The following is a 19,309-nucleotide window of genomic DNA, read 5'->3' as shown; positions in this document are numbered from 1 at the left end:
GGACGGGCGGGATAAGGCTGATACGCGAGGTTTATGAGCTTTAATTGATGACGCGCCCTAGAACGCAACCGTAGATAAGCTGTTTTTGGGTGAGCATGACGACTGTGACAGAACGTAGCGTGGCTGAGCGTGATTACCAGGAACGGGTTGAAACGGCGATCGCAACCCTCCAGCACGATCTGCCCACACTCTTTGAACGCGATCTTTCTTACGACATTTACAGTCGAGAGATTGCTTTTCGAGATCCCGTCAATCACTTTAAAGGCAAGTTTAACTACCGCATTATCTTCTGGACATTGCGGTTTCATGGGCAGCTCTTTTTCACAGAACTGCACTTCGATCTACACAGCGTTCAGCAAGCAAACCTGGAGACGATTCGTGCCGATTGGACAGTGCGTGGCACGTTACGAGTGCCCTGGAACGCAAAGCTCCTCTTTCACGGCTACTCCATCTACACCCTCAATCAGGATGGGCTAATCATCACCCACGTCGATACCTGGGATCGGTCTCCTAGAGAAATTTTAAAGCAGTTTGTTCAACGAGGTGATCGCTACGTTTAGAGGTTGAGCTGTTAGTTTAAGGCAGCTTTGTACAACCAACCTCTAATACCAGTTTTGAGTTTTGAGTGACCGCACCAGCTCAATGAAAGGGAAGTGGTATAAATCCATTGACATGTTTCAAAGCTGACCGCTGATAGCCGATTACGACGCTATTTTTCAACTAATCGGCAGTTTTAACCACGTCGAAAGCTCATAAGCTAGCCAGTCTAGCTCTGGCACAGTCAGGGGTGGATTTCCTCGCAGTTCGTACTTTTGCGTGCCTGCCCAGACAGCAAGGTGCGGATCACCATCACCATGTTCACTGCCAGCTTTACGATACTCTAGCCGATTTATTTGGTTACGGGGTGCCGTTTGAGGGCGGCCAGACTGAAAACCCAAGCGTTTGCTGGTAAAGGAAATCTGCTGCGGATCGATATGGAGATGGGTTTGACCCAGAAGAGACGGCAGCAAAATTTCCAGGCTAGTTGGCTCTTTCATCAAAGCAATCTTGGTGTCGGCAGGTTTCGCTACTGGTGCGATCGCCTCTGTTTTTAGAATGCCCTGGTCTAAAGCGGTCAGTGCATCCTGGGCTGATTTTGCCCGACGCTCCAGGTTCGGATCGGTTAACCACTCCAGCCATTCCACGTAGGCGAGGCTGAGATTGGCGATCGCGGCAAAATCGATTTTCATGCCTCTGTGCGGCAGGCTAGAAGGGTGAGTACCTGCAAGCATGGCTGTGAGGGTTGCGCCCAGACTATAGAGGTCAGAAGCCGGAGTAGCCCGTCCGCTAAATTGTTCTGGTGGCATATAGCCATAGGTGCCAACTACCGTGAAAGCGGCGGTATCGCCACTATTGGTCAGTGCCTTGACTGATCCAAAATCGACCAGATAGGCCTGTCGGTTTGCCAGCAAGATGTTGCTGGGTTTGATATCTCGATGCACGATCGGCGGATGCTGCCCATGCAAGTAGACCAAAATATGCAGCAAGGCTTTGGCAAGCTGTTTAGTTTCTGCCTCCGAAAACAGCCGCTGTTCCTGTAAGCATTGCTCCAGAGACTTGCCTTCTACGTAGGTTTGAATAAGGGCCAGGGCTTTGTCGTTGGGCAGTTGGTGTTCAAAAAAGCCTAGATAGCGTGGAATCGCTGGATGGGAGAGGGACTTGAGGATTTCGACCTCACGCTCAAACAGCTTCAGGTCATCCCATTCCACCGTTTCATCGAGAAAAAGCATCTTGATGACCACGCGGTCTTGAGTCACCAGGTCACGAGCTAGCAGTGTCCAGCGCCCAGTTTGCTTACCAATCTGACGCTCTACTTCGTAGCGATCGCCCAATATTTGCCCAGCCATCGTTTGCCACCAATGCCTACAGGTTCGGTTATAACTCTGGACAATGCGGAACATCAATAGGGTATCAGTCTTGCATCAAAGTAATCTGTTCAACCAGTAGCCCGTTAAACCAACTGGCGACGGAGAAACGGCAATAACGCATCACTGACTTTCTCGTGCCAGTCTTCTTGAGGGTAGTGTCCCACTTCCTCCAGTTCAACCCATTCAGCATTGGGAAGTGACTCTGCCACTTGTTTAGCAACCTCTAGGGACAACCACGGATCACGGCTTCCCCAGGCAATGAGTGTGGGATGTTGCCATTGCTGGAACCCAGTTTCCAGTTCTGCCGTGACCTGACTTAGCTGAAGGTTTTGAATGGTTGCCAGCAGCGCACGTCCTGCATCAGAGCTTCTGAGAAAGGGACGACGGTAAACATCCAGATCATCATCCTCAACACGGTAGCCGCCACCCCCCTCAAGCGTCCGATCTACCAGCAAGGGATCTTGAGTCATCATATCGCCAATCAACGGTAGCCCCAATTGCCGCATTTTCCAGGGTAGTCTGGCAGCAGTCGTCAGTGGCGTATTTAGAATGGCTAGACGATCGATCTGGTCTGGGTGGCGAAGTGCATACTGCAAGCCAACAGACCCCAAAAAACCCTGGACGACGAGGGAAAAGCGCTCCAGTGCCATTGCTTTGAGAAACGCTTCTAGCGCTTGTAGGTAGGCTGCTGGCGTGTAAGCAAAGTCACGTCGATCAGGCTGCGCCGAAAAACCAGAACCAATCCAGTCAGGGGCGATCGCACGAAAGCCTTGCTTCGCCAGGACGGGCAAAAGTTCCCGCCAACCATAGCTTTGGGACGGAAGGCCATGCAGCAGTAGCACGGGCGATCGCGTCGTCTTGCCCAGCGGCACTGCCTCACGGTAGAACCACGTTAAGTCGCCAACCTCAATCCAGTTGTCACCTGTAGCCACAATGTTTTCTACATCACGTTCGGTTGCCTGAGCTTACCGTTTGATGGGATCACAGAGCAAGCAGAAGATGATTGCATGATGATGGTGACAAGCGCTTTGGAACAAGATGTAGAGCTAGTTTGGTTGGTTTTGGAGCGTGCTCATGTGAAAAGCGATCGCACTCCAAAAAGTAAATTTTGATTAAGAGCAATTTTTGTAACTTTAGATACAGAAATTTCTGTTATATTGGATGTCAAGAACAATAAATAATGCATGCAGGAGAAATACCATGTCTACTCAAGATCAAGCACGGGCGATCGTCAATCGCCACCAGCACACCATCAAAAATCGTGAACAGTCCGTCCTCAGCCGCATAGCCGCTGAAGTTGGCGTATCGGACGATGCTGTTCGCAATCAATCTCGCACGGTTGGCATGAGCTAAAGCAGCAATATCAGTCTTTTCAGCTTTTGCAACCTTATTAGTTCTAAGAATGGGCATCACCGCTTTAGATGATGCCCATTTTTGTAGCCGTTCTTCAGTACGAAGCCCTTCAGTTCTGCCCTCTGCCTTTCTTTGAGCCATTAGTGGTCAACGGTCAGCCAACCGCAAAACGGAAGCAAGCTACAGCTTTTGACGCTCCACTGCCCCGATTGCTTCTAAAAACTAACAACTAAAAACCAACCACTTCTTTTACCTTCTGCCTTTTGCCTTAAACTTTAGCCACCTGCCGTAGCGATCGAATCGTTGCGATCGCACACTCTGCCACCTGGTCAATCTCCTGTTTAGTATTAAAGCGCCCCAAACCAAAGCGAATGGAGGCATAAGCCAGTTCGTTCGTATGCCCCAACGCTTTCAGCACGTGAGAAGGTGCCGTGTGCGTTGATGAGCAGGCAGATCCAGAAGAAACCGCTACCACAGGCTGAAGACCCAGCAAGAGTGCCTGTCCATTGATACCCGCAACGCTAATATTCAAGTTCCCAGCTAGTCGTTGGGTGGCATGACCGTTGAGATAAATATCGCTTACCTGACTAAGTTGCTGCCAGAGTTGATCGCGCAGATGAGTGAGCCGCTCGGTTTCTTGTGGCATTTCGGCGATCGCCAACTCTACCGCTTTCGCCATACCAACAATTTGCGGGACATACAACGTACCCGATCGCAGCCCACGTTCATGCCCACCACCATGTAGCTGTGGTGCCAGTTGCGCCCTCGGATTTCGCCGCCGCACGTATAGTGCGCCAACCCCTTTAGGCCCATACACTTTGTGAGCCGTAAGCGACATCAGATCAATCTGCATCGCGGCTACATCCAGGGGAATTTTGCCGATCGCCTGCGCTGCATCCGTGTGAAAGAGAATCTGACGCTCATGGCACAAGGCACCGATCGCCGCCAGCGGTTGCAACACACCAATTTCGTTGTTGGCAGCCATGACCGAAACCAAGAGCGTGTCTGGTCGCAGTGCTTGTGTCAGCGTATCCAATGCCAGCAGTCCATCCGGCTTTACGGGCAAGATGGTCACATCAAAGCCAAGCGTTTGCAAATAGCGGCAAGGGTCAAGCACGGCGCTATGTTCAGTGATAACGGCGACGATGTGCCGACCTTTGTGAAGATTTGCCTCTGCAACACCTTTGATCGCCAGATTATTTGCCTCTGTGGCACCACTGGTAAAGATCATTTCTTCAGGCGCTGCACCGATCGCCTCGGCTAACGTTTCCCTCGCCTGCTGCACGGCGGCGGCTGCTTCCCAACCATACAGGTGACTAGCACTCGCCGCATTACCAAAGTGCTCCGTAAAGTAAGGGAGCATTGCCGTTAGCACCCGCTCATCAACAGGAGTCGTCGCCTGACAATCCAGATAAATAGGACGTTGTACCATAGAAAGCGTTTCGCAAAGACACCGATTCTTCCTAGTTTAGCGGTCAGGCATTGTTGGTCACCTGCTGCTGCATCTGAGAATCGCATAAGTGGACGGCTCTCGATCAACCACCGACACCCAGAGGCAATACAGATCACCGTCTGCGTCCTCTACGCCTCTGCGGTGATTTACGCTCTGATTTCTTTCATGCTTATGCTTGCCTGCCGCTGATCGCGCGCGCTCCTCAACAGCAGCCTCCGTTTATACACAAAGTGATTGACGGCGATCCCCCCGCTTCTTAAGATTAGAATAAGATTAAAGAGTGTAAAGAAAGATTACGCCCGTGTATCGCTATCGTTTTATGGCTAAGCCAAGATTTCCTATGCTCACTCCTCATGCTTTTGTTACAGGGCGATCACAACAGCTTCCATTTAAAGCGTTTGTGCGTTACGCAGTCGGATTTCTCTTCGTTCTAACCCTTTGGCTAAGTCCGCCAAATGGCCTGGGGCGATCGGTCGCCTATGCCTATAACAACCCAGACCTCCTGCCAGACGTGCAAACGCCCATCATCGATTTGGCGAAAGCGCTCACAGAGAAGCAGGAAGTTACCCTCGCAAAAGATTTAGAAGACTTTGAGCAAGAAACTGGTTGGAAGCTACGCGTGTTAACTCAGTTTGAGCGCACACCAGGTATTGCTGTAAAAGACTATTGGAGCCTGGATGACCACAGCGTTCTGCTAGTCGCCGATCCACGCGGTGGCAACCTGCTCAACTTCAGCGTCGGCGATGATTTCTACCCGCTGATGCCCCGCACCTTTTGGATTGAGCTACAAACCCGTTTTGGCAATCAGTTTTTTGTGCGGGAACACGGCGAAGACCAGTCAATTTTAGAAGCGCTGTCCTCGATTAAAACATGCTTGCGTCAAGGTGGCTGTCAGGTTGTGCCTGGTTTGCCGCCAGAGCAATGGGTTCTGACGTTGATTACGTCTGTGGTTGGTGGTGTGGTCTGCGGTTTTGCGGCCAAACCTCGGAGAGAAGGTCAAGTTGTAGCGTGGCAATGGGCGCTGATCTTTTCGCCACTATGGGGTATTCTCTTCATCGCCTTTGGCATTGGGCCTGTGATCACCCGCACGACTGACTGGTTGCCGCTTTTCCGCAACTTTGCGGGCTTTGCGGGGGGTGCCGTCGCAGCTTATCTGGTGCCTCTGCTTACCCGAACCCCGTCCTCTGAAGCGTAATCTAAATGTAGCGTCTAGTCGATGCCTCTTAAACATGGCTTTGAGGCAGCAACCGCCACGATCGCAAGCAAATAATCGCCATTTCTGGCTAGCGCGTGTAGGCTGTTTACCACGGGCAACTATTTTTCGGAAAGGGTCGCAATGGAATGGCACGCAACGGATGCTCAAAGTCTGGCGATTATCGATCGTGAGATCGGTGAACACATCTTCTCACCCGCTGAATATGAGATTGTGCGTCGCGTCGTCTATGCTACGGCAGATTTTGAGTACAAGTCTTTGATTCGCTTCTCCGATGCCGCACTTCAGTCTGGTGCTGCGGCGCTAGCGGCCCGGAGTACGATCGTGGTGGATGTGCCGATGGTACAAGTTGGCATTACCACCAATATTCAGAATACCTTTGCCAATCCTGTGTATTGCAGTATGGAGGCGCTTACCCGTCCTCAGAAGGAGAAAACCCGCGCCGCCTGGGGCATTGAAACACTCGCTCGACGCTATCCCGAAGGCATTTTTGTGGTGGGTCAGGCGCAAACAGCACTCACTGCCTTGGTGGATTTAATTGAAGCAGAAGAAATCCGTCCTGCGCTGATTGTGGCAACGCCTTCAGGTTTTGTTGACGTTGAGAGTGCCAAGGAGCGGTTAGCCGATTCGGTCATTCCCCATATTCGCATCGCAGGACGGAAAGGGAGTGCGGTGGTTGCTGCCGCGATCGTCAACGGTCTGGTGGATTTGGCATGGCAGGCATATGGACGCGAACAGGGTGGTGTGATGTAAGAGCAACCGCTGACAACCATGACAAACTAGCAGCGCGGCATCACCAATCAGCGGAAGGGCGACGGGACGATCGACGAGGGCGACGGCTGAGTTCGATCGCGCCACCTCGTTCCGGTGCTTCATAGCGGTCTCTTGAGGGTCTACCCCGCTCTGGCTCAACGCGATCGTTGTGATGGCGTGCATTGAGCCTCCGGCTCACATCCACAAACGCCTCATGCAACAGCAAAGGATAGTCGCTTACCCAAAGATTGTGGTTGGGAATGTATACATCTGACGTTTTGCTAATGCGACCCAGATCGCCTCGATTGGACATGACAACCATTTCGGCCACATCTCCAATCGCGATCGCCTGGTAATTGCGCTTCAGGGGCACTTGCAGCCGACTGGTGAAACCCGATTCATCGCCCACAACCAGGTTCAACCGTCGCTCACGGTTTTCTACAATCACCAGTTCCCCGTGTTCGTTCACGGTTTCCTCTTTGCCGATGAGTTCTTCTGTCACGTACACATCGACAACCTCACCTTGCCAAAACCCACTATAGGGAAACTTGCGGCATTCAATATTTTTGAGGCTTGCCCAGAACACAGGCCCCCAGAGCCAATACAGCCCGGTGATGATACCCAACAAGAAGCGAATAAACCCAAACCCATCACCTAAAAAACCACCCAGTAGCCAAATGACCGTCACGCCTACAATGGAAACCAGGAGCCGCAGCAGTAGCGCCGGAAATTTTCCCCAGCAGTAAACATACTGCGGCCCCGTAGCCACCGCAGGCACCAAATTTTCAAAGGTCTTGCGGGTAAGTGGAATGAGCATAGTTTGACCAAGAGCCGCGATCGCAAACGAACTGCTACGAGCCTAGCATTAGACGCATAAATTCCACCCACTGTTGGGTAGTCGTTCAGTATGGCAGGTGATGTTCACCAATGCCCGTCATGCAGTATGACTGTAACCCCGCAACTACGGCTGGCGGCAAGATTTTTATCCACCAAAAGCGTGGATCTACGGATACGAAGTGGGAGAGGACAGGTGAATGTTCATCTTAACTTGAGTACTCTATCGGATGGTTTTAGCAAGGGAAGGAAGCAGAATCGATATAGATCTGAGGAACGCAGTCGGAAAAGCTAAAGAGCTATAGGGGGCAACTATGCTCATTTGGCTTTTGCGTTTAGGAACGCGTCCTTACAGGCAGACTGCCTGACCCTGGGGGCTTATTAGGGTCAGGCAATTTTTTGATCATTTTTCGTTGTCCATCGTTCATTAAAGCAAGTTGTCCAATTTAAAGTGATTCTGTTCCAGATTAAAGTGGTTGACAGTAGCTTTACTGCCCAGACGTTGGTGCTTCAACTGGGCGAATAATGGTGGCATCAGGAGTAACTTGGGGTTTAAAGATGGCTTGAAGGGCTTCTTCTAAAGTAGGTGCCATCACGATGCGATTCTCATAGGCGACAATCACTCGCACCAGGGTTGGTAAGCTGTTTTGAGTCGCTTCTAAATAAAGGGGTTCCACGTAGAGCAGCGATTGTTCGATCGGAATAATGAGCAAGTTACCCTGAACAGCGCGCGAACCTTGACGATTCCAGAGCGAAATTTGCTGAGAAATTACAGGATCTTGGTTGATGCGCGCTTCGATTTGTTCTGGGCCGTAAATCAACCGCTCTTTGGGAAAGGTATAAAGCAACAATTTGCCGTAGTGCTCACCGTCCGATCGAGCCGCTAACCAGGCAATAAGATTTGTGCGTTGCCGAGGGGTGTAGGGCAACAGCAGAATAAACTCTTCAAACGGTACGGCAGGCAAGTTAGTGATCAAATAATACGGTTCAACTGGACGCGCCTCATCGCCATACACTTCATTCGGAATCTGCCACTGGTCTTCCCGGTTGTAAAACACCTGAGGATCGGTCATGTGATAAACGAGCAACCGCTCCGATTGCAGTTTGAAGAAATCTACCGGATAGCGAAGGTGACTTCGTAAACCAGCAGGCATTGCCGTGAGCGGTTGAAAGAGGTTGGGAAAGACCTTTGACCAGGTAGCAATCATGGGATCACTGAGATCAGCGACGTAAAACGCCACCGAACCGTGATAGGCATCAATCACCACTTTGACTGAATTACGAATGTAATTGATGCCTTCAATGCCCGAATCTGAGTAGGGATAGCGATCGCTCGTGGTGTAGGCATCCACCATCCAATAAAGATAGTTTTGATCTTTCTCTACAGGGTTCTGTACCTTGGCTGCTATCAGATATGGATCGCTGTCGTAATGAAGGAACGGTGCAATGGCTCGAATGCGATCGTTAATATTGCGGCGAAACAATACCTTTGTTTCTGGCAAAAAGTCCCGTGCGAACAAGATTCGCCAATCTCGCAAGTAGATGGCAAACAAATCCCGCCGCCACCAGGAGCCAATATTGATGCCACCCTGCCCCTCGTAAACGTGGTAAGCATTATCACTTCCATTGGGGTAGTCCAACTCCCGCGTTAAGGTGCGTGTCATGACATAGGTGTTAGCAATCTCGCCATAGTAGAGACGGGGTTGCCCAATGGGTATGCTGGCACGAATAGCAGGGCTGGCAGTCGTGAGTGCGCCTGTCTCTCCTTCCGTAATATCTTTGATAAAGTATTCTGGTAAGCCGCCTGCTGCAACGGTGTTGACGGGACTGAGCGTGAACCCATAGCCGTGGGTGTAAATCAAATGGCGGTTTACCCAGGTTTGAGCTTCTTGAGGTACGGCACTGTAATCCAACTCCCGTGCTGCAATAAGCACTTGTCGTTGCTCTGTAGGCACAGCAGGGGTGGCAGGCGATCGCGGTAGCACATTGGTTTGGAGGGTGTAGCGATCGAGGTCAGCGTTTGGAAAGCGGTAGTAGGGGCGAATCTGCTGCAATTGGCGATTGGTTTCTAGCAACGGTCGCTGATCCCACAAACGAATGTTGCGGATGGTTAGCGCGTTTGCCGCCATATCTTTTTCTGTGAGTTGCCCCTGGGGATTAAAGTTGCTGGCCTCAACCACATCTAGATCAAACGCCTGTCGGGTGTACGCAATCGTGCGTGCAATGAAGGGTCGTTCCCGCGCCAATTCGTTGGGTTGCACAACCAAATGCTGTACGACTTCGGGCATGATTAGACTGGCAACGATCAGCACACCAAACAGCCCTAAGCTTAGTTGGCTCCACTGCTGATGTGGTGCTTTCGGCTGCCAAAACACGGTTTGCCACAAAAGGTAGCCTGCGATAGCTAAAGCCGAGAGGCTCAACCCAACGTAGAAAGGTAGTTGTACCGCCACATCGGTATAGCTAGCCCCAAAGGAGACGCCACGCGGAGAGTAGAGTAGTTCATAGCGCCCTAGCCAATAGCTCAACGCAATCGCTGCCATGAGTCCGCTACCCGTGCCACAGAGATGCCGTTGCTGAGCAGATGAAAAACCCGGAAAACTTCCCTGGCTGAGGCTATTACCCGATAGCAAATAGGTCAGCGCGATCGCAATAAACCCAAAAAGGAACAGTCCAAACAACCATTGCTCCAGCAATTCCCAGAAGGGTAAGGCAAAGAGGTAAAAGGCAATATCCCGCCCAAATAACGGATCGACCTTGTTGAACGTGGTGGGATGTAACCACTGCAAAACGACGGCCCATTGCTTAGAGAACAACCAACCCAGCAAAAGGCTCAGCGTCAGAGCGATCGCCCTTAACCAAACGCGAGGATTAAGAAGCAGGGCGATCGTCACACCCAATACCCCACCAAGCCACCAAACATGACCGCTCAACTGCGTGCCAATCGAGGCCAATAATCTTAGGTTGACGTGAGAGGCAACAGTGGTGGAGAGTGTCGGCCCTGACTGCCAGTAGCTTAAGGCAAGCTGTCCGTAGTGCAGCAATAGTATGCCCACAACCAGACCCAGCGCAATGACTAAGGAAAGCAGCAACGGCAGACTTAAAGCAACGGTAGTTTGAAGGGGCAAGGCAAATGAACGCTGTAACCTCACGCTGTAAGGCGGCAAAAAAGCTGGCGAATTATGATTAAGGGGTTGCTCCTGGGTCGCCGCATCAGAAACATGAGTATATTTCAACCGTTGAGCGAGAGCCAGATTTCCCAGCCAATACACTGCTGTACAAACCGACACAACGACCAGCACGATCGCTCGCACCTGGCACTTAAGCAGGAACACTGAAAGATAATTAACTTCCTGGAACCAGAGTATTTCCGCCCCAAAACGGGAGAGCAAATCGAAGCACAGCCCTACTCCCAGGAGTCCCGTAATCAGTTGAAACCGTTTCTGGATCACAGACGTTCACTAGTCAATGAGGTAGGTGCTTTTTTAACAAAACCTTTAAACAATTCCGTCTAGTCCTTATCGAAACTAGATTGCGCCCTTGCTACCACTAGGTCAATGCGTTCTCAAGGCGACGGTCAGGAATTAACCACATCACTGCAACCAAAACATACAACAAGCAAGCAGCCCACGGATTCAAAAACGAAAGCAGAATGGCTAGGGCATAAATAACCACAGACACCTTACCCTTAAAATCTTGCCCAATGGCAGTTGCTAACGTGGAATCTTTACCATGAGTGGCAATGAGCATACGGCTAAGAATAAAGTATGCGATCGCTGAGAAGAGCAGCACTATGCCATAAAGAGCTACTGGCAAAGCAGCAAAGTGGTTCTCGCCAGTCCACCCAGTCACAAAGGGAATCAGTGATAACCAAAAGAGCAAATGCAAGTTGGCCCACAAAACCTTGCCCTTCACTTGCTGTACCGCCTGAAACAGGTGATGGTGATTATTCCAATAGATACCTAAATAAATAAAACTCAGAACATAGCTCAGAAAGATCGGCACTAGCGGCTTTAGCGCAGCCAAATTAGTTTCATGGGGCACTTTTAGCTCCAGCACCATGATGGTGATGAGAATGGCAATGACACCATCGCTAAACGCTTCTAACCGACCTTTATCCATTTTGTCCAGGCTCCTTTTCTGCTGAATCAACGCAGGTTCGGACATTTCTTAGATTACCGCATCCCCTACGATCGATAGCAAAGACGCTCCACCAATCCAACCACTTACGAGAACGGTTTAGACAGAATACTGGCCTAGCATTAGCAATCGCCCGCTAAATCATCGTAGACAAACACCAGGGCGCGATCGACATCAGCTCCATCCTCAACCAGGGCACAGAGTTTGTCACCACAGTACCGATTCAGCAAGAGGGTTCACGCAAGCCTATTCAAACGCTCCAGGCAAGCAGAAACGACCCGGCTATATAGGCAAATGCCTCGACCAGACCGGCTCCGAGATTAGGGGTCGCTTGATTAACAATTTCGTCTGAGATTTTTACCCCTGGCACCAGCACGACATCTGCAAGCCAGCGGATCAACGCCAGGGCAAGCAGGCAAAAGCCCAACACCACAAGATATTGGGTAAAACTCTCAGCCCAGTTTTGAAAGTCTGGCGTAAACGCAACCCGCACAATATTGCCTGTGGCAATTAGCAATCCAGCCAGCGCCACACCGGCTGCCGGATTGTTGCGTTTGCAGATCTCCCGAAACACGCTGTATTGGGTCACGCGAGGATAAAGGGCACTCACCAGCACCAACACACCCAGGCCCATGCACCAGCACACCAACCCGACAATCCAGGTGCCACTTTGACCACCGAGGGCCGCACTCAAAATTAAGCCATTGGCGATATGTACACCAGCCTCAGCAGAGGCCGCCCCTACATTCTGTTCCTCAACCACTTCACGGGCACAGTCACAGCGTCGGAGAATCAACCGATCGCCCACCCAGGCACCGACTAGCATCAGCAGAATTACGCTCGCACCATAGCTTGCCAGGTAGATTAAATGATCAAGCCACATAACGCGCTCTTTATCTAGCACACCCGCCAACGCCAGGATGATGCCAAAGTTGTAGCCCACCAACGCGATCGCGACTGCTGAATTGTCCCGCACAAACAGCTCAAGGTTCAGATCCAGACGTCGGAATATTTTTTGGTAGGCTAACTGCCCTAGCCAAAAGACACCAAACCCAATCACTAGCTCAGTGATTACTAATCCAATGCTAGGGATGCTGTTAAGCAGTACAGAGGTCATAGAATTTTTAGTTGTTGGTTGTTGGTTGTCAGCAGTCGGTGTCAGGGTTAGTGCAAACCTTAAAGCGTCATGCTTTAACTTTCTTTTCCCAATCGCTTGTATAGCCCAATCAGGGTATCTGCTAGCTGGTTATAAAAGAAGTAATCATAAGCGCCGATCGTGGTGACGGGTGCGCCTCCAAACTGTCGTTTGAACTGTGAGAATTTGGCGTAGTTATGCTTTGGGTTACGGGTGTAGCCGTAGAAATCGTAAAGGCTACAGCCTTTTGTTTTAGCGCGTTGCATCGCTGCCCAGTGAAGACCATAGCTTGCCATGACGTGAGCATGACGATCAGTACGTCCACCGTACAGGTATGTGGCACGCTTTCCCCAATACACAATCAGGACGGTTACCAGTACTTCGTTTTGCCAAGTGGCCCAACCAATTTCTGCCATATTTGCGGCAAAAAGCGTCTGACAAAGATTAATAAAGAAGCTATAAGGCTCACCAAAAAACTGTTGTCGCTGTGCCGTTTCCCAGAACAGATTATAGAACACAGGAATGGCTTGGGCATCAGTTGTAAAGTGTGTGGTAACTCCATGCCGTTGGCTCAGCCGAATGTTGTATCGACCTTTAGGCTTCATGGCTGCCAGAATTTTAGCTATCGCGGGACATAGATCAATTAAGAGTGTTTCTGATGGTAAGAGTTCAACTGGGGCGCGTACAAAGCCATCAAGATCCATCAATTTTTCTAACCACAACGGCTCAAAACGGAGCGCGATCGCGCCTACTTTTTTTGCCAACACTCTTGCCTGTTCTACAAGCAGTTGCATTCCTGCTTGCTCAAACCCTGGTAAAAAGCAAGGAGCACCTGGAGCGACTAACATATTGGCATTATGTTCACAGGGATAGTAATAAAAACAGCAGCCTCCAACTAAGTTATTTTCAGCAAAAAGACCATAGCGAAAGCTTTGATAGCCTTCTAATTGCTTAAAGTCTGCCCATGCCCATGCTTGCATAAAACATCCCACTGGTGACGCTTGCATAAAGGCATCCCACTGAGCGCGATCGTTCAACGTCAGTAGGCGGATCTCTAGTGTGGTTGAACGTTCAAAAAGCACGGTTCATTGGGCTGGCGCTAAAGATTCAGTTAACATCGCTTTAATCATCGGAACGCTTGTAGAGATTCCAGAGCCAAATGCCCCCAATCATCATTGTCCAAAAGCCAAGCCAGCCAAAGTTCTCCTCGCCCGAATCGCCATCATAGCTAGAATAGCTTCCTGAAGAGCCAGAATACCCTTTAGCAAAGACAATATCCGGTGTTGCAATATTTGCCATCAAAATTGTGACAGAAAGGAGGGTGATCAGTTCGGCTGTGTGTTCTGAAATGTAAGTCACGGGTTGTCCTGTGCGCATTTTCTCTGCAAGTTGTTTGAGTTCACGCACAAGTTGAGGGGGTAATTCTTGCGCGCGTTCCAGCAAACTGGCTAAAAGCTGATTGAGGTTTACTTCTTCTAACAACGCTCTGAGATAACTGAGCCATTCTGTCGTCATCTGCGGACTGTGATAACGATGCTGAACTGGCATGAGTTCAACGTTTTGGGCAGGCTGAAGGAGATTCTTTGCTTGATGATTCTTTGCTTGATGCAAGTGGCCTAGCCACATGGTTGCAATGGCATCTAATTGCAGTAAATCATCAGTGCCGATCGCACCAGTGCCAGGTTCTTCTAGATCTAAAAAATCGATAGGTTGCGGCTTTGGATCATCGATCGTCGTTGCCGCTAATTGCGATCGAGGATTCAACAAGTAGTAAAAAAGTTGCGGACAATCGAGCGTATGTATCTTTGGAACGTGGCGAAGCTGGGCGATCGCAGCAGGAATTTGCAAGGCGTGTTGCCAGTTATGGGAATGCAGGGCCTTTAGCTTTTCGGGTAGGTCAATGGTTTCGACTTCCGATCGCGTGATGGATCGTGCCGAGGCCAGAAAGAATCCCCAATCACCATAGCCGTGTTCTCGAAACGATGGAATGGCAACTTGTAGAGGTTTTGCCCATAGTCCAGCCGCTAATAAGGTTTGGTAGAGACACCAAAAACCCAACGTGCGCTGTTCGGGCGATACAGCGTTCGTACTCATGATGCCACCAGGGTGGAGGGTACGCTGCACTTGCTGAAACCACTCGTAGCTGTAGATTTTGGTATCCTCTGATCGGCTCGGAAAGGTGAAATCGCAAATGACCACGTGATAGCAAGCATCGGGCACGTTTGCCACAAACTCAAACGCTTCTTGGGTCAAAACGGTGAGACGATTCCCGCCTGAAGCTGTTTCCGATGGGCTGAGCAAACTGCCTTGATTGTAGGGTTGAAAGACGGTTCGACCGAGTTCTAGTACGTCCGCGTCGTAGTCCACCAGAGTTACATCGCTCACTTCATGAAACCGAAGGATATCACGGGCAGCCAAACCATCGCCACCACCACACAGGAGGACACGCAAAAGCGTATTTGGGAAACGCTGGACAGCAAGGGCGATCGCAGGCACCACTAAGTATTCGTGATAAATCGCTTCATCTGCCGTGTCAAACTGCAAATCACCATTGATATAAAAGGCAAGACCGTTGGAGTGATGTTCGATGAAGAGAGAGGTCATTGAGGGAGAAGTTTTGAGTTTTAAGTTTTGAGTTAGAACATCAGTTTTTACAGTGAGTTCAGTGGGTGAAAGCGGGTTTTTGGTGAGTAGGCGTTATTCACCAAAAGCTGACTGTTGATAGCTGAGAAGGGCCATGGTTGTTTTATTTGAACCTTGCCGTCACGCCTCGCTCCTGACTGCTCACTCCATTTAGATGCCGGAAAGCATTAAAAAGAAGCCGACGATCGTCACAATCCAGGCAATCAAGATTTCGCGACTTCGAGCGTCACGCTTTTTGAAGGCTGCATAGGCAGCCAGATCAACACTTCTTTCGGCGTTTTGTCCACTGAGAAAGGCCTGACGATCGCCAGACTGAATCTCGGTAAAGTCAGTGGGTTGCACCACACGGGTGGAGTAAACGGCTAGAGTACCGTCGCTCCAGGCTTCTAGGGCCAGGTTCCAGAGATGGGCACTATCCCAGTAGTCCCAGGTAATGCGGTGGCCGAGCGTGCCGTCTGATTCGTAGTCGCCCTCGGTTTGAGATTCAAACGCATAAACGCGATTGAAGAGTTGCAGTTCTGGGTACGGAGTCGCGTGCGATCGCATATCATTCCCCACAGTCGTCAGGCGATCGCGGGACGTTTTGGGATCAAGGAGTGTAGGATACCGCAGTTCTTCGGCGAGATACCAATGAACGAGAGTTTCTGGATTTTGCGGATCGACTTCACGCAGTAGATAGTATGCTTTGCTGGTACTGGATTTCAACAGCCACTCTTCGGTTTCATAGCTGTTGGCATCGGTATAGGTGCTGTAGTCCTGCACTACCCACTGGACACCGTGGTATTTTAGTTGGCTGCCTTCTCGCAAATCGCGTAGTTGGGTTTCAGATAGCCCTGCTGTCATGGAATGCTGTCTCAAGGAGAATCTAGAGTCTGAGTTCTAACTTAAGTTGCTCTGCTCAAAACGCAGCCCGCATCACTCAAAACTTTACTTAATCTGATATCTTTCACCAGTACAGCCGAATTACTTCCCTTCAGAGCCAATCGATAGGAGAAAAGGGCATGAAGTAGCAAAAACTCCAAGGACAGTAGAAACTATTCTGGTGCACGTCTAGGCCCCAGTCTACAGCCTGCTTGCTTTGCTGTCGACAGTCTACTAGCGCAATCACTCTACTAGCGCGATAGTCTGCCAGCATTGTTGGGATTGTTTCTCAAAGCTCAGGCATCCCTTGTCTCAACACAGCCCACTCAAACCCCCCGGTGCTCTCAGCCGTTTGCTTAATCACGATGATTCACAACGTTTTGATCTGTGGCAAGCTGGGCAGTTTATTGCGGCATCTCAACGCAGCCTTTGGTTTATCTTTTAGCAGACTAGTGCCGATCTCCGTAAAGACTGCAATCTGAAGTCCTTGCGTAGACGCTAGTAGGAACCTCCGTTCTGTTTAACCCGCACGCAAGCTGTATTAAGAAAACCAGTGTTTTTATACGTTTCAGTTATAGATCCCATCATCCTGTGAACTCTAGAAATAGAACCTAACCGCTTTGTAACCCAACAGGTTAAGGGTTGAGATAGTTTTAGGATGCAAGACAATGAAAGCAAAGTTTGTATGTCCCTGTTGCTCCTACTCACTACTCTGCCAAGTGCAAGCTGGGAAGTTGGGCTGGTTCTGCATGCACTGCCACCAAGCGTTTCCTTACGGCATTGATGAACCTGCTCATACAACCCGAATGCAAACACCTCCTACGTCTCAAGAGCGTCCAACACCTCAAGAATCTCAAACAAACGAGGCAAGTTGGCAACGCTTGAAGCTAATTACTGATCAGATTCGCGATCGCTTAGACGATGATCAAATCCTGCAAGTGATTGTCAGGGAGTTAAGCACAATGCCAACCATCATGAATTGTGGGGTCATCTTATATGATTCTAACCAAAAACGATGGAACGCCCGCTATACTTACGCAGCGCCATCAGCTTCAGAACAACGCTTTACTCAATCCATCCATGAGTATTTGGAAGCAAAGAGCCTTATTCACTTACAGCGTCTCTTCCTTTTGTGCCCACTCGGCCATAGTACGCATTCATCTAATCCATCTTCCTATCAACCGCTAGAAATCCTTGTTTCATCGATCGTGATGGATAGCGCTCTGAATACTACTGGTCAGGCAATCGTCGGTATCCTTTGGTTAAGCAAATTAGCGAATTGTGAGACAGGCTTTAGTAGCACCGAAATGCACTTAGTAGAGCAAGTAACAACGCAATATACGATCGCTCTGCAACAACAGCACCTATTGCAAGCAGTTCAAACCCAAGTTGACCAAGTTGAAAAACTCAACCAACTGAGAGATAGCTTTCTCAATACGGTCTCTCACGAACTGCGAACCCCCTTAGCTAACATGAAATTAGGGCTAGCCATGTTGGAGATTGCACTCAACGGCGATGATCAGCAGCTGCATGGGCAACCCGCAAGTGCAGCTTATTATCTCAAACTTGTGCAAGATGCTTGTGAACAAGAAATTCATCTCGTTAATGATCTCCTTTTGCTCCAGCAGCTTGAAGCTGGCATTTATCCACTTTTACCGAATGCCATCCTGGTACAAGATTGGTTGAGCGAAATCGTCCAAAGCTTTGAGTCCAAAGCTCTAGAGCAGCGTCAGCACTTAGAGCTTCATTTTAGTGATGATCTGCCACGGCTCGTTTGTGATCTGATTCTCCTCGATCGTGTGCTGCGAGGGCTATTAACAAATGCGTGCAAATTTACTCCAGCCGATGGCAAAATTACAGTATCGGCGCAAGTGGTCTTGGGTACCATCCAAATTAGCGTCGTTAACTCAGGTCTTGAAATTCCTGCAACCGAGCTTGAGCATGTGTTTGACAAGTTTTATCGGGTGCCCATAAACGACTCCTGGCAGCATCAAGGCACAGGATTGGGACTAGCCCTCATTAAAGGGTTGATGACTCATTTAGGTGGTTCCATTCGGGTCAGCAGCACCAATCATCAGGTTTGCTTTGTTGTGGAGTTATCCCAGACCCAATGCGTACGTGAGGTGGCTGAGCACGATCGCTTGATGGGTTACGTGGCTTACTACCTCAGCCGTGGCAAAACCATCATCAGCCCTACCTATGGAGCGTTAACCTTTACTGGCCTTGTGTACAACTACTGGGGTTACCATCAAGACTTTTTAAGCTTTTGGCAACAACTTCAGCAACGCAGAGATTTTGGTTATCTTTATCTTGAAAAAGATGCCTTTTCCTTTCATCAGTTTCTAGACGGTAACTATACCGTCAGTAAGTGTGCTCGCTGCTGCTTACCCATCCCAAATCCAGCCGGAAAAGCCTACACAACACCCAGTTGTACCCGTTGCGACGACCCGTTGCTCAATGAGCTGATTGCCCCGCTAGGCGCGATCGCGATCGAGGCCAGCGTTCAGCCCCCATTGACGTATATCATCGTGGTCGGACAATTACCCCCTCACGTAGAAGAGCTTCAGCAATGGTTTAAGCTCAATGGGTTTGAAGTCTCGTTTGTAGCCCATCCTGATGAAATGACGTTAGATTTTCTACCAGAGGCAGTAGAGTTAATCCTACTGCTTGAAGACCTCTCAGAATCGCAGGCTCAAAGTTGGGTGCAAACCCTGCGTCGCTACACTCAGCTTCGACATACACCCATCATTGCACTCAGTGCTAAAGCGGGCTGTGGACAAACCTGGATGGATGGATTCTTGAGCCTTGAGGATTACCTGATTACCCCGATGAATGGTAATCATCTAGCTCACCATCTACAGCAGTTGACTGAGCGAGGCCAAGTCACTAACGCACCCTGTTGGTTTCCCATTTATGGCTGACGTCCAGCATGAGCTAAAACGGTACTCAGTGCTTTAGAGTTGCAAGCTAAGAGGTAACGGCTTCACACAGTTTGGCTAAGCGTCACTAGAGAGAAC

The 19,309-nt window shown here is 49.8% G+C and carries 15 protein-coding genes; 5 read left to right on the top strand and 10 right to left on the bottom strand.

Features of this window, described 5'->3' with window-relative positions:
• The first annotated feature begins 95 nt into the window (after positions 1–95).
• On the top strand, positions 96–560 hold the full coding sequence (locus AC5JLP_RS29290) for a C6orf136 family protein (protein WP_496071384.1): 465 nt from the start codon (positions 96–98) through the stop codon (positions 558–560).
• A 156-nt stretch (positions 561–716) separates the two neighbouring features.
• Here AC5JLP_RS29290 and AC5JLP_RS29285 read toward each other — a convergent pair whose 3' ends face one another.
• Positions 717–1,886, bottom strand: a complete 1,170-nt coding sequence (locus AC5JLP_RS29285) for a serine/threonine protein kinase (RefSeq protein ID WP_496071383.1) — start codon at positions 1,884–1,886, stop codon at positions 717–719.
• Between the two features lie 104 nt (positions 1,887–1,990).
• Positions 1,991–2,839 (bottom strand): alpha/beta fold hydrolase, encoded by an 849-nt coding sequence (locus tag AC5JLP_RS29280; RefSeq protein ID WP_496071382.1) that lies wholly within the window; start codon positions 2,837–2,839, stop codon positions 1,991–1,993.
• 268 nt (positions 2,840–3,107) lie between these two features.
• On the opposite strand from AC5JLP_RS29280, the gene AC5JLP_RS29275 reads away from it, so the two are divergent.
• Positions 3,108–3,260 (top strand): hypothetical protein, encoded by a 153-nt coding sequence (locus AC5JLP_RS29275; protein WP_496071381.1) that lies wholly within the window; start codon positions 3,108–3,110, stop codon positions 3,258–3,260.
• A gap of 268 nt (positions 3,261–3,528) precedes the next feature.
• Here AC5JLP_RS29275 and AC5JLP_RS29270 read toward each other — a convergent pair whose 3' ends face one another.
• Complete coding sequence (locus AC5JLP_RS29270) at positions 3,529–4,692, bottom strand: cysteine desulfurase family protein (RefSeq protein WP_496071380.1); 1,164 nt, start codon at positions 4,690–4,692, stop codon at positions 3,529–3,531.
• Between the two features lie 361 nt (positions 4,693–5,053).
• Between AC5JLP_RS29270 and AC5JLP_RS29265 the strand changes: the two genes are divergently transcribed.
• Together AC5JLP_RS29265 and AC5JLP_RS29260 are read left to right on the top strand one after the other, a co-directional pair.
• Complete coding sequence (locus tag AC5JLP_RS29265) at positions 5,054–5,908, top strand: TPM domain-containing protein (protein ID WP_496071379.1); 855 nt, start codon at positions 5,054–5,056, stop codon at positions 5,906–5,908.
• 141 nt (positions 5,909–6,049) lie between these two features.
• Entirely contained in the window at positions 6,050–6,679 is a 630-nt protein-coding gene (locus AC5JLP_RS29260) for a precorrin-8X methylmutase (RefSeq protein WP_496071378.1), read from the top strand.
• 40 nt (positions 6,680–6,719) lie between these two features.
• Here AC5JLP_RS29260 and AC5JLP_RS29255 read toward each other — a convergent pair whose 3' ends face one another.
• The 7 genes from AC5JLP_RS29255 to AC5JLP_RS29225 all read right to left on the bottom strand — a co-directional run bounded on the left by AC5JLP_RS29255 (position 6,720) and on the right by AC5JLP_RS29225 (position 16,274).
• Entirely contained in the window at positions 6,720–7,496 is a 777-nt protein-coding gene (locus tag AC5JLP_RS29255; RefSeq protein WP_496071377.1) for a DUF8619 family protein, read from the bottom strand.
• A gap of 505 nt (positions 7,497–8,001) precedes the next feature.
• On the bottom strand, positions 8,002–10,965 hold the full coding sequence (locus AC5JLP_RS29250) for a UPF0182 family protein (protein WP_496071376.1): 2,964 nt from the start codon (positions 10,963–10,965) through the stop codon (positions 8,002–8,004).
• 97 nt (positions 10,966–11,062) lie between these two features.
• On the bottom strand, positions 11,063–11,680 hold the full coding sequence (locus AC5JLP_RS29245) for a TMEM175 family protein (protein ID WP_496071375.1): 618 nt from the start codon (positions 11,678–11,680) through the stop codon (positions 11,063–11,065).
• Between the two features lie 223 nt (positions 11,681–11,903).
• Positions 11,904–12,770 (bottom strand): DUF350 domain-containing protein, encoded by an 867-nt coding sequence (locus tag AC5JLP_RS29240; RefSeq protein ID WP_496071374.1) that lies wholly within the window; start codon positions 12,768–12,770, stop codon positions 11,904–11,906.
• 74 nt (positions 12,771–12,844) lie between these two features.
• The gene (locus tag AC5JLP_RS29235) at positions 12,845–13,870 is read right to left on the bottom strand and encodes a lipid II:glycine glycyltransferase FemX (RefSeq protein WP_496071373.1); all 1,026 of its coding nucleotides are present in this window, start codon (positions 13,868–13,870) and stop codon (positions 12,845–12,847) included.
• A 40-nt stretch (positions 13,871–13,910) separates the two neighbouring features.
• The gene (locus AC5JLP_RS29230; protein WP_496071372.1) at positions 13,911–15,392 is read right to left on the bottom strand and encodes a spermine/spermidine synthase domain-containing protein; all 1,482 of its coding nucleotides are present in this window, start codon (positions 15,390–15,392) and stop codon (positions 13,911–13,913) included.
• A 189-nt stretch (positions 15,393–15,581) separates the two neighbouring features.
• Complete coding sequence (locus AC5JLP_RS29225; protein WP_496071371.1) at positions 15,582–16,274, bottom strand: DUF4178 domain-containing protein; 693 nt, start codon at positions 16,272–16,274, stop codon at positions 15,582–15,584.
• A gap of 686 nt (positions 16,275–16,960) precedes the next feature.
• Between AC5JLP_RS29225 and AC5JLP_RS29220 the strand changes: the two genes are divergently transcribed.
• Entirely contained in the window at positions 16,961–19,213 is a 2,253-nt protein-coding gene (locus tag AC5JLP_RS29220; protein WP_496071370.1) for an ATP-binding protein, read from the top strand.
• Positions 19,214–19,309: the final 96 nt, after the last annotated feature.

The sequence above is a fragment of the Stenomitos rutilans genome, assembly GCF_059505485.1.
This window is presented reverse-complemented; position numbering and strand designations above follow the sequence as displayed.

Bases quoted from the DNA above. Each gene is read 5' to 3' on its own strand.
- AC5JLP_RS29290 (WP_496071384.1), top strand. From the start codon at position 96: ATGACGACTGTGACAGAACGTAGCGTGGCTGAGCGTGATTACCAGGAA.
- AC5JLP_RS29285 (WP_496071383.1), bottom strand. From the start codon at position 1,886: ATGGCTGGGCAAATATTGGGCGATCGCTACGAAGTAGAGCGTCAGATT.
- AC5JLP_RS29275 (WP_496071381.1), top strand. From the start codon at position 3,108: ATGTCTACTCAAGATCAAGCACGGGCGATCGTCAATCGCCACCAGCAC.
- AC5JLP_RS29270 (WP_496071380.1), bottom strand. From the start codon at position 4,692: ATGGTACAACGTCCTATTTATCTGGATTGTCAGGCGACGACTCCTGTT.
- AC5JLP_RS29265 (WP_496071379.1), top strand. From the start codon at position 5,054: ATGCTCACTCCTCATGCTTTTGTTACAGGGCGATCACAACAGCTTCCA.
- AC5JLP_RS29260 (WP_496071378.1), top strand. From the start codon at position 6,050: ATGGAATGGCACGCAACGGATGCTCAAAGTCTGGCGATTATCGATCGT.
- AC5JLP_RS29255 (WP_496071377.1), bottom strand. From the start codon at position 7,496: ATGCTCATTCCACTTACCCGCAAGACCTTTGAAAATTTGGTGCCTGCG.
- AC5JLP_RS29245 (WP_496071375.1), bottom strand. From the start codon at position 11,680: ATGTCCGAACCTGCGTTGATTCAGCAGAAAAGGAGCCTGGACAAAATG.
- AC5JLP_RS29240 (WP_496071374.1), bottom strand. From the start codon at position 12,770: ATGACCTCTGTACTGCTTAACAGCATCCCTAGCATTGGATTAGTAATC.
- AC5JLP_RS29230 (WP_496071372.1), bottom strand. From the start codon at position 15,392: ATGACCTCTCTCTTCATCGAACATCACTCCAACGGTCTTGCCTTTTAT.
- AC5JLP_RS29225 (WP_496071371.1), bottom strand. From the start codon at position 16,274: ATGACAGCAGGGCTATCTGAAACCCAACTACGCGATTTGCGAGAAGGC.
- AC5JLP_RS29220 (WP_496071370.1), top strand. From the start codon at position 16,961: ATGAAAGCAAAGTTTGTATGTCCCTGTTGCTCCTACTCACTACTCTGC.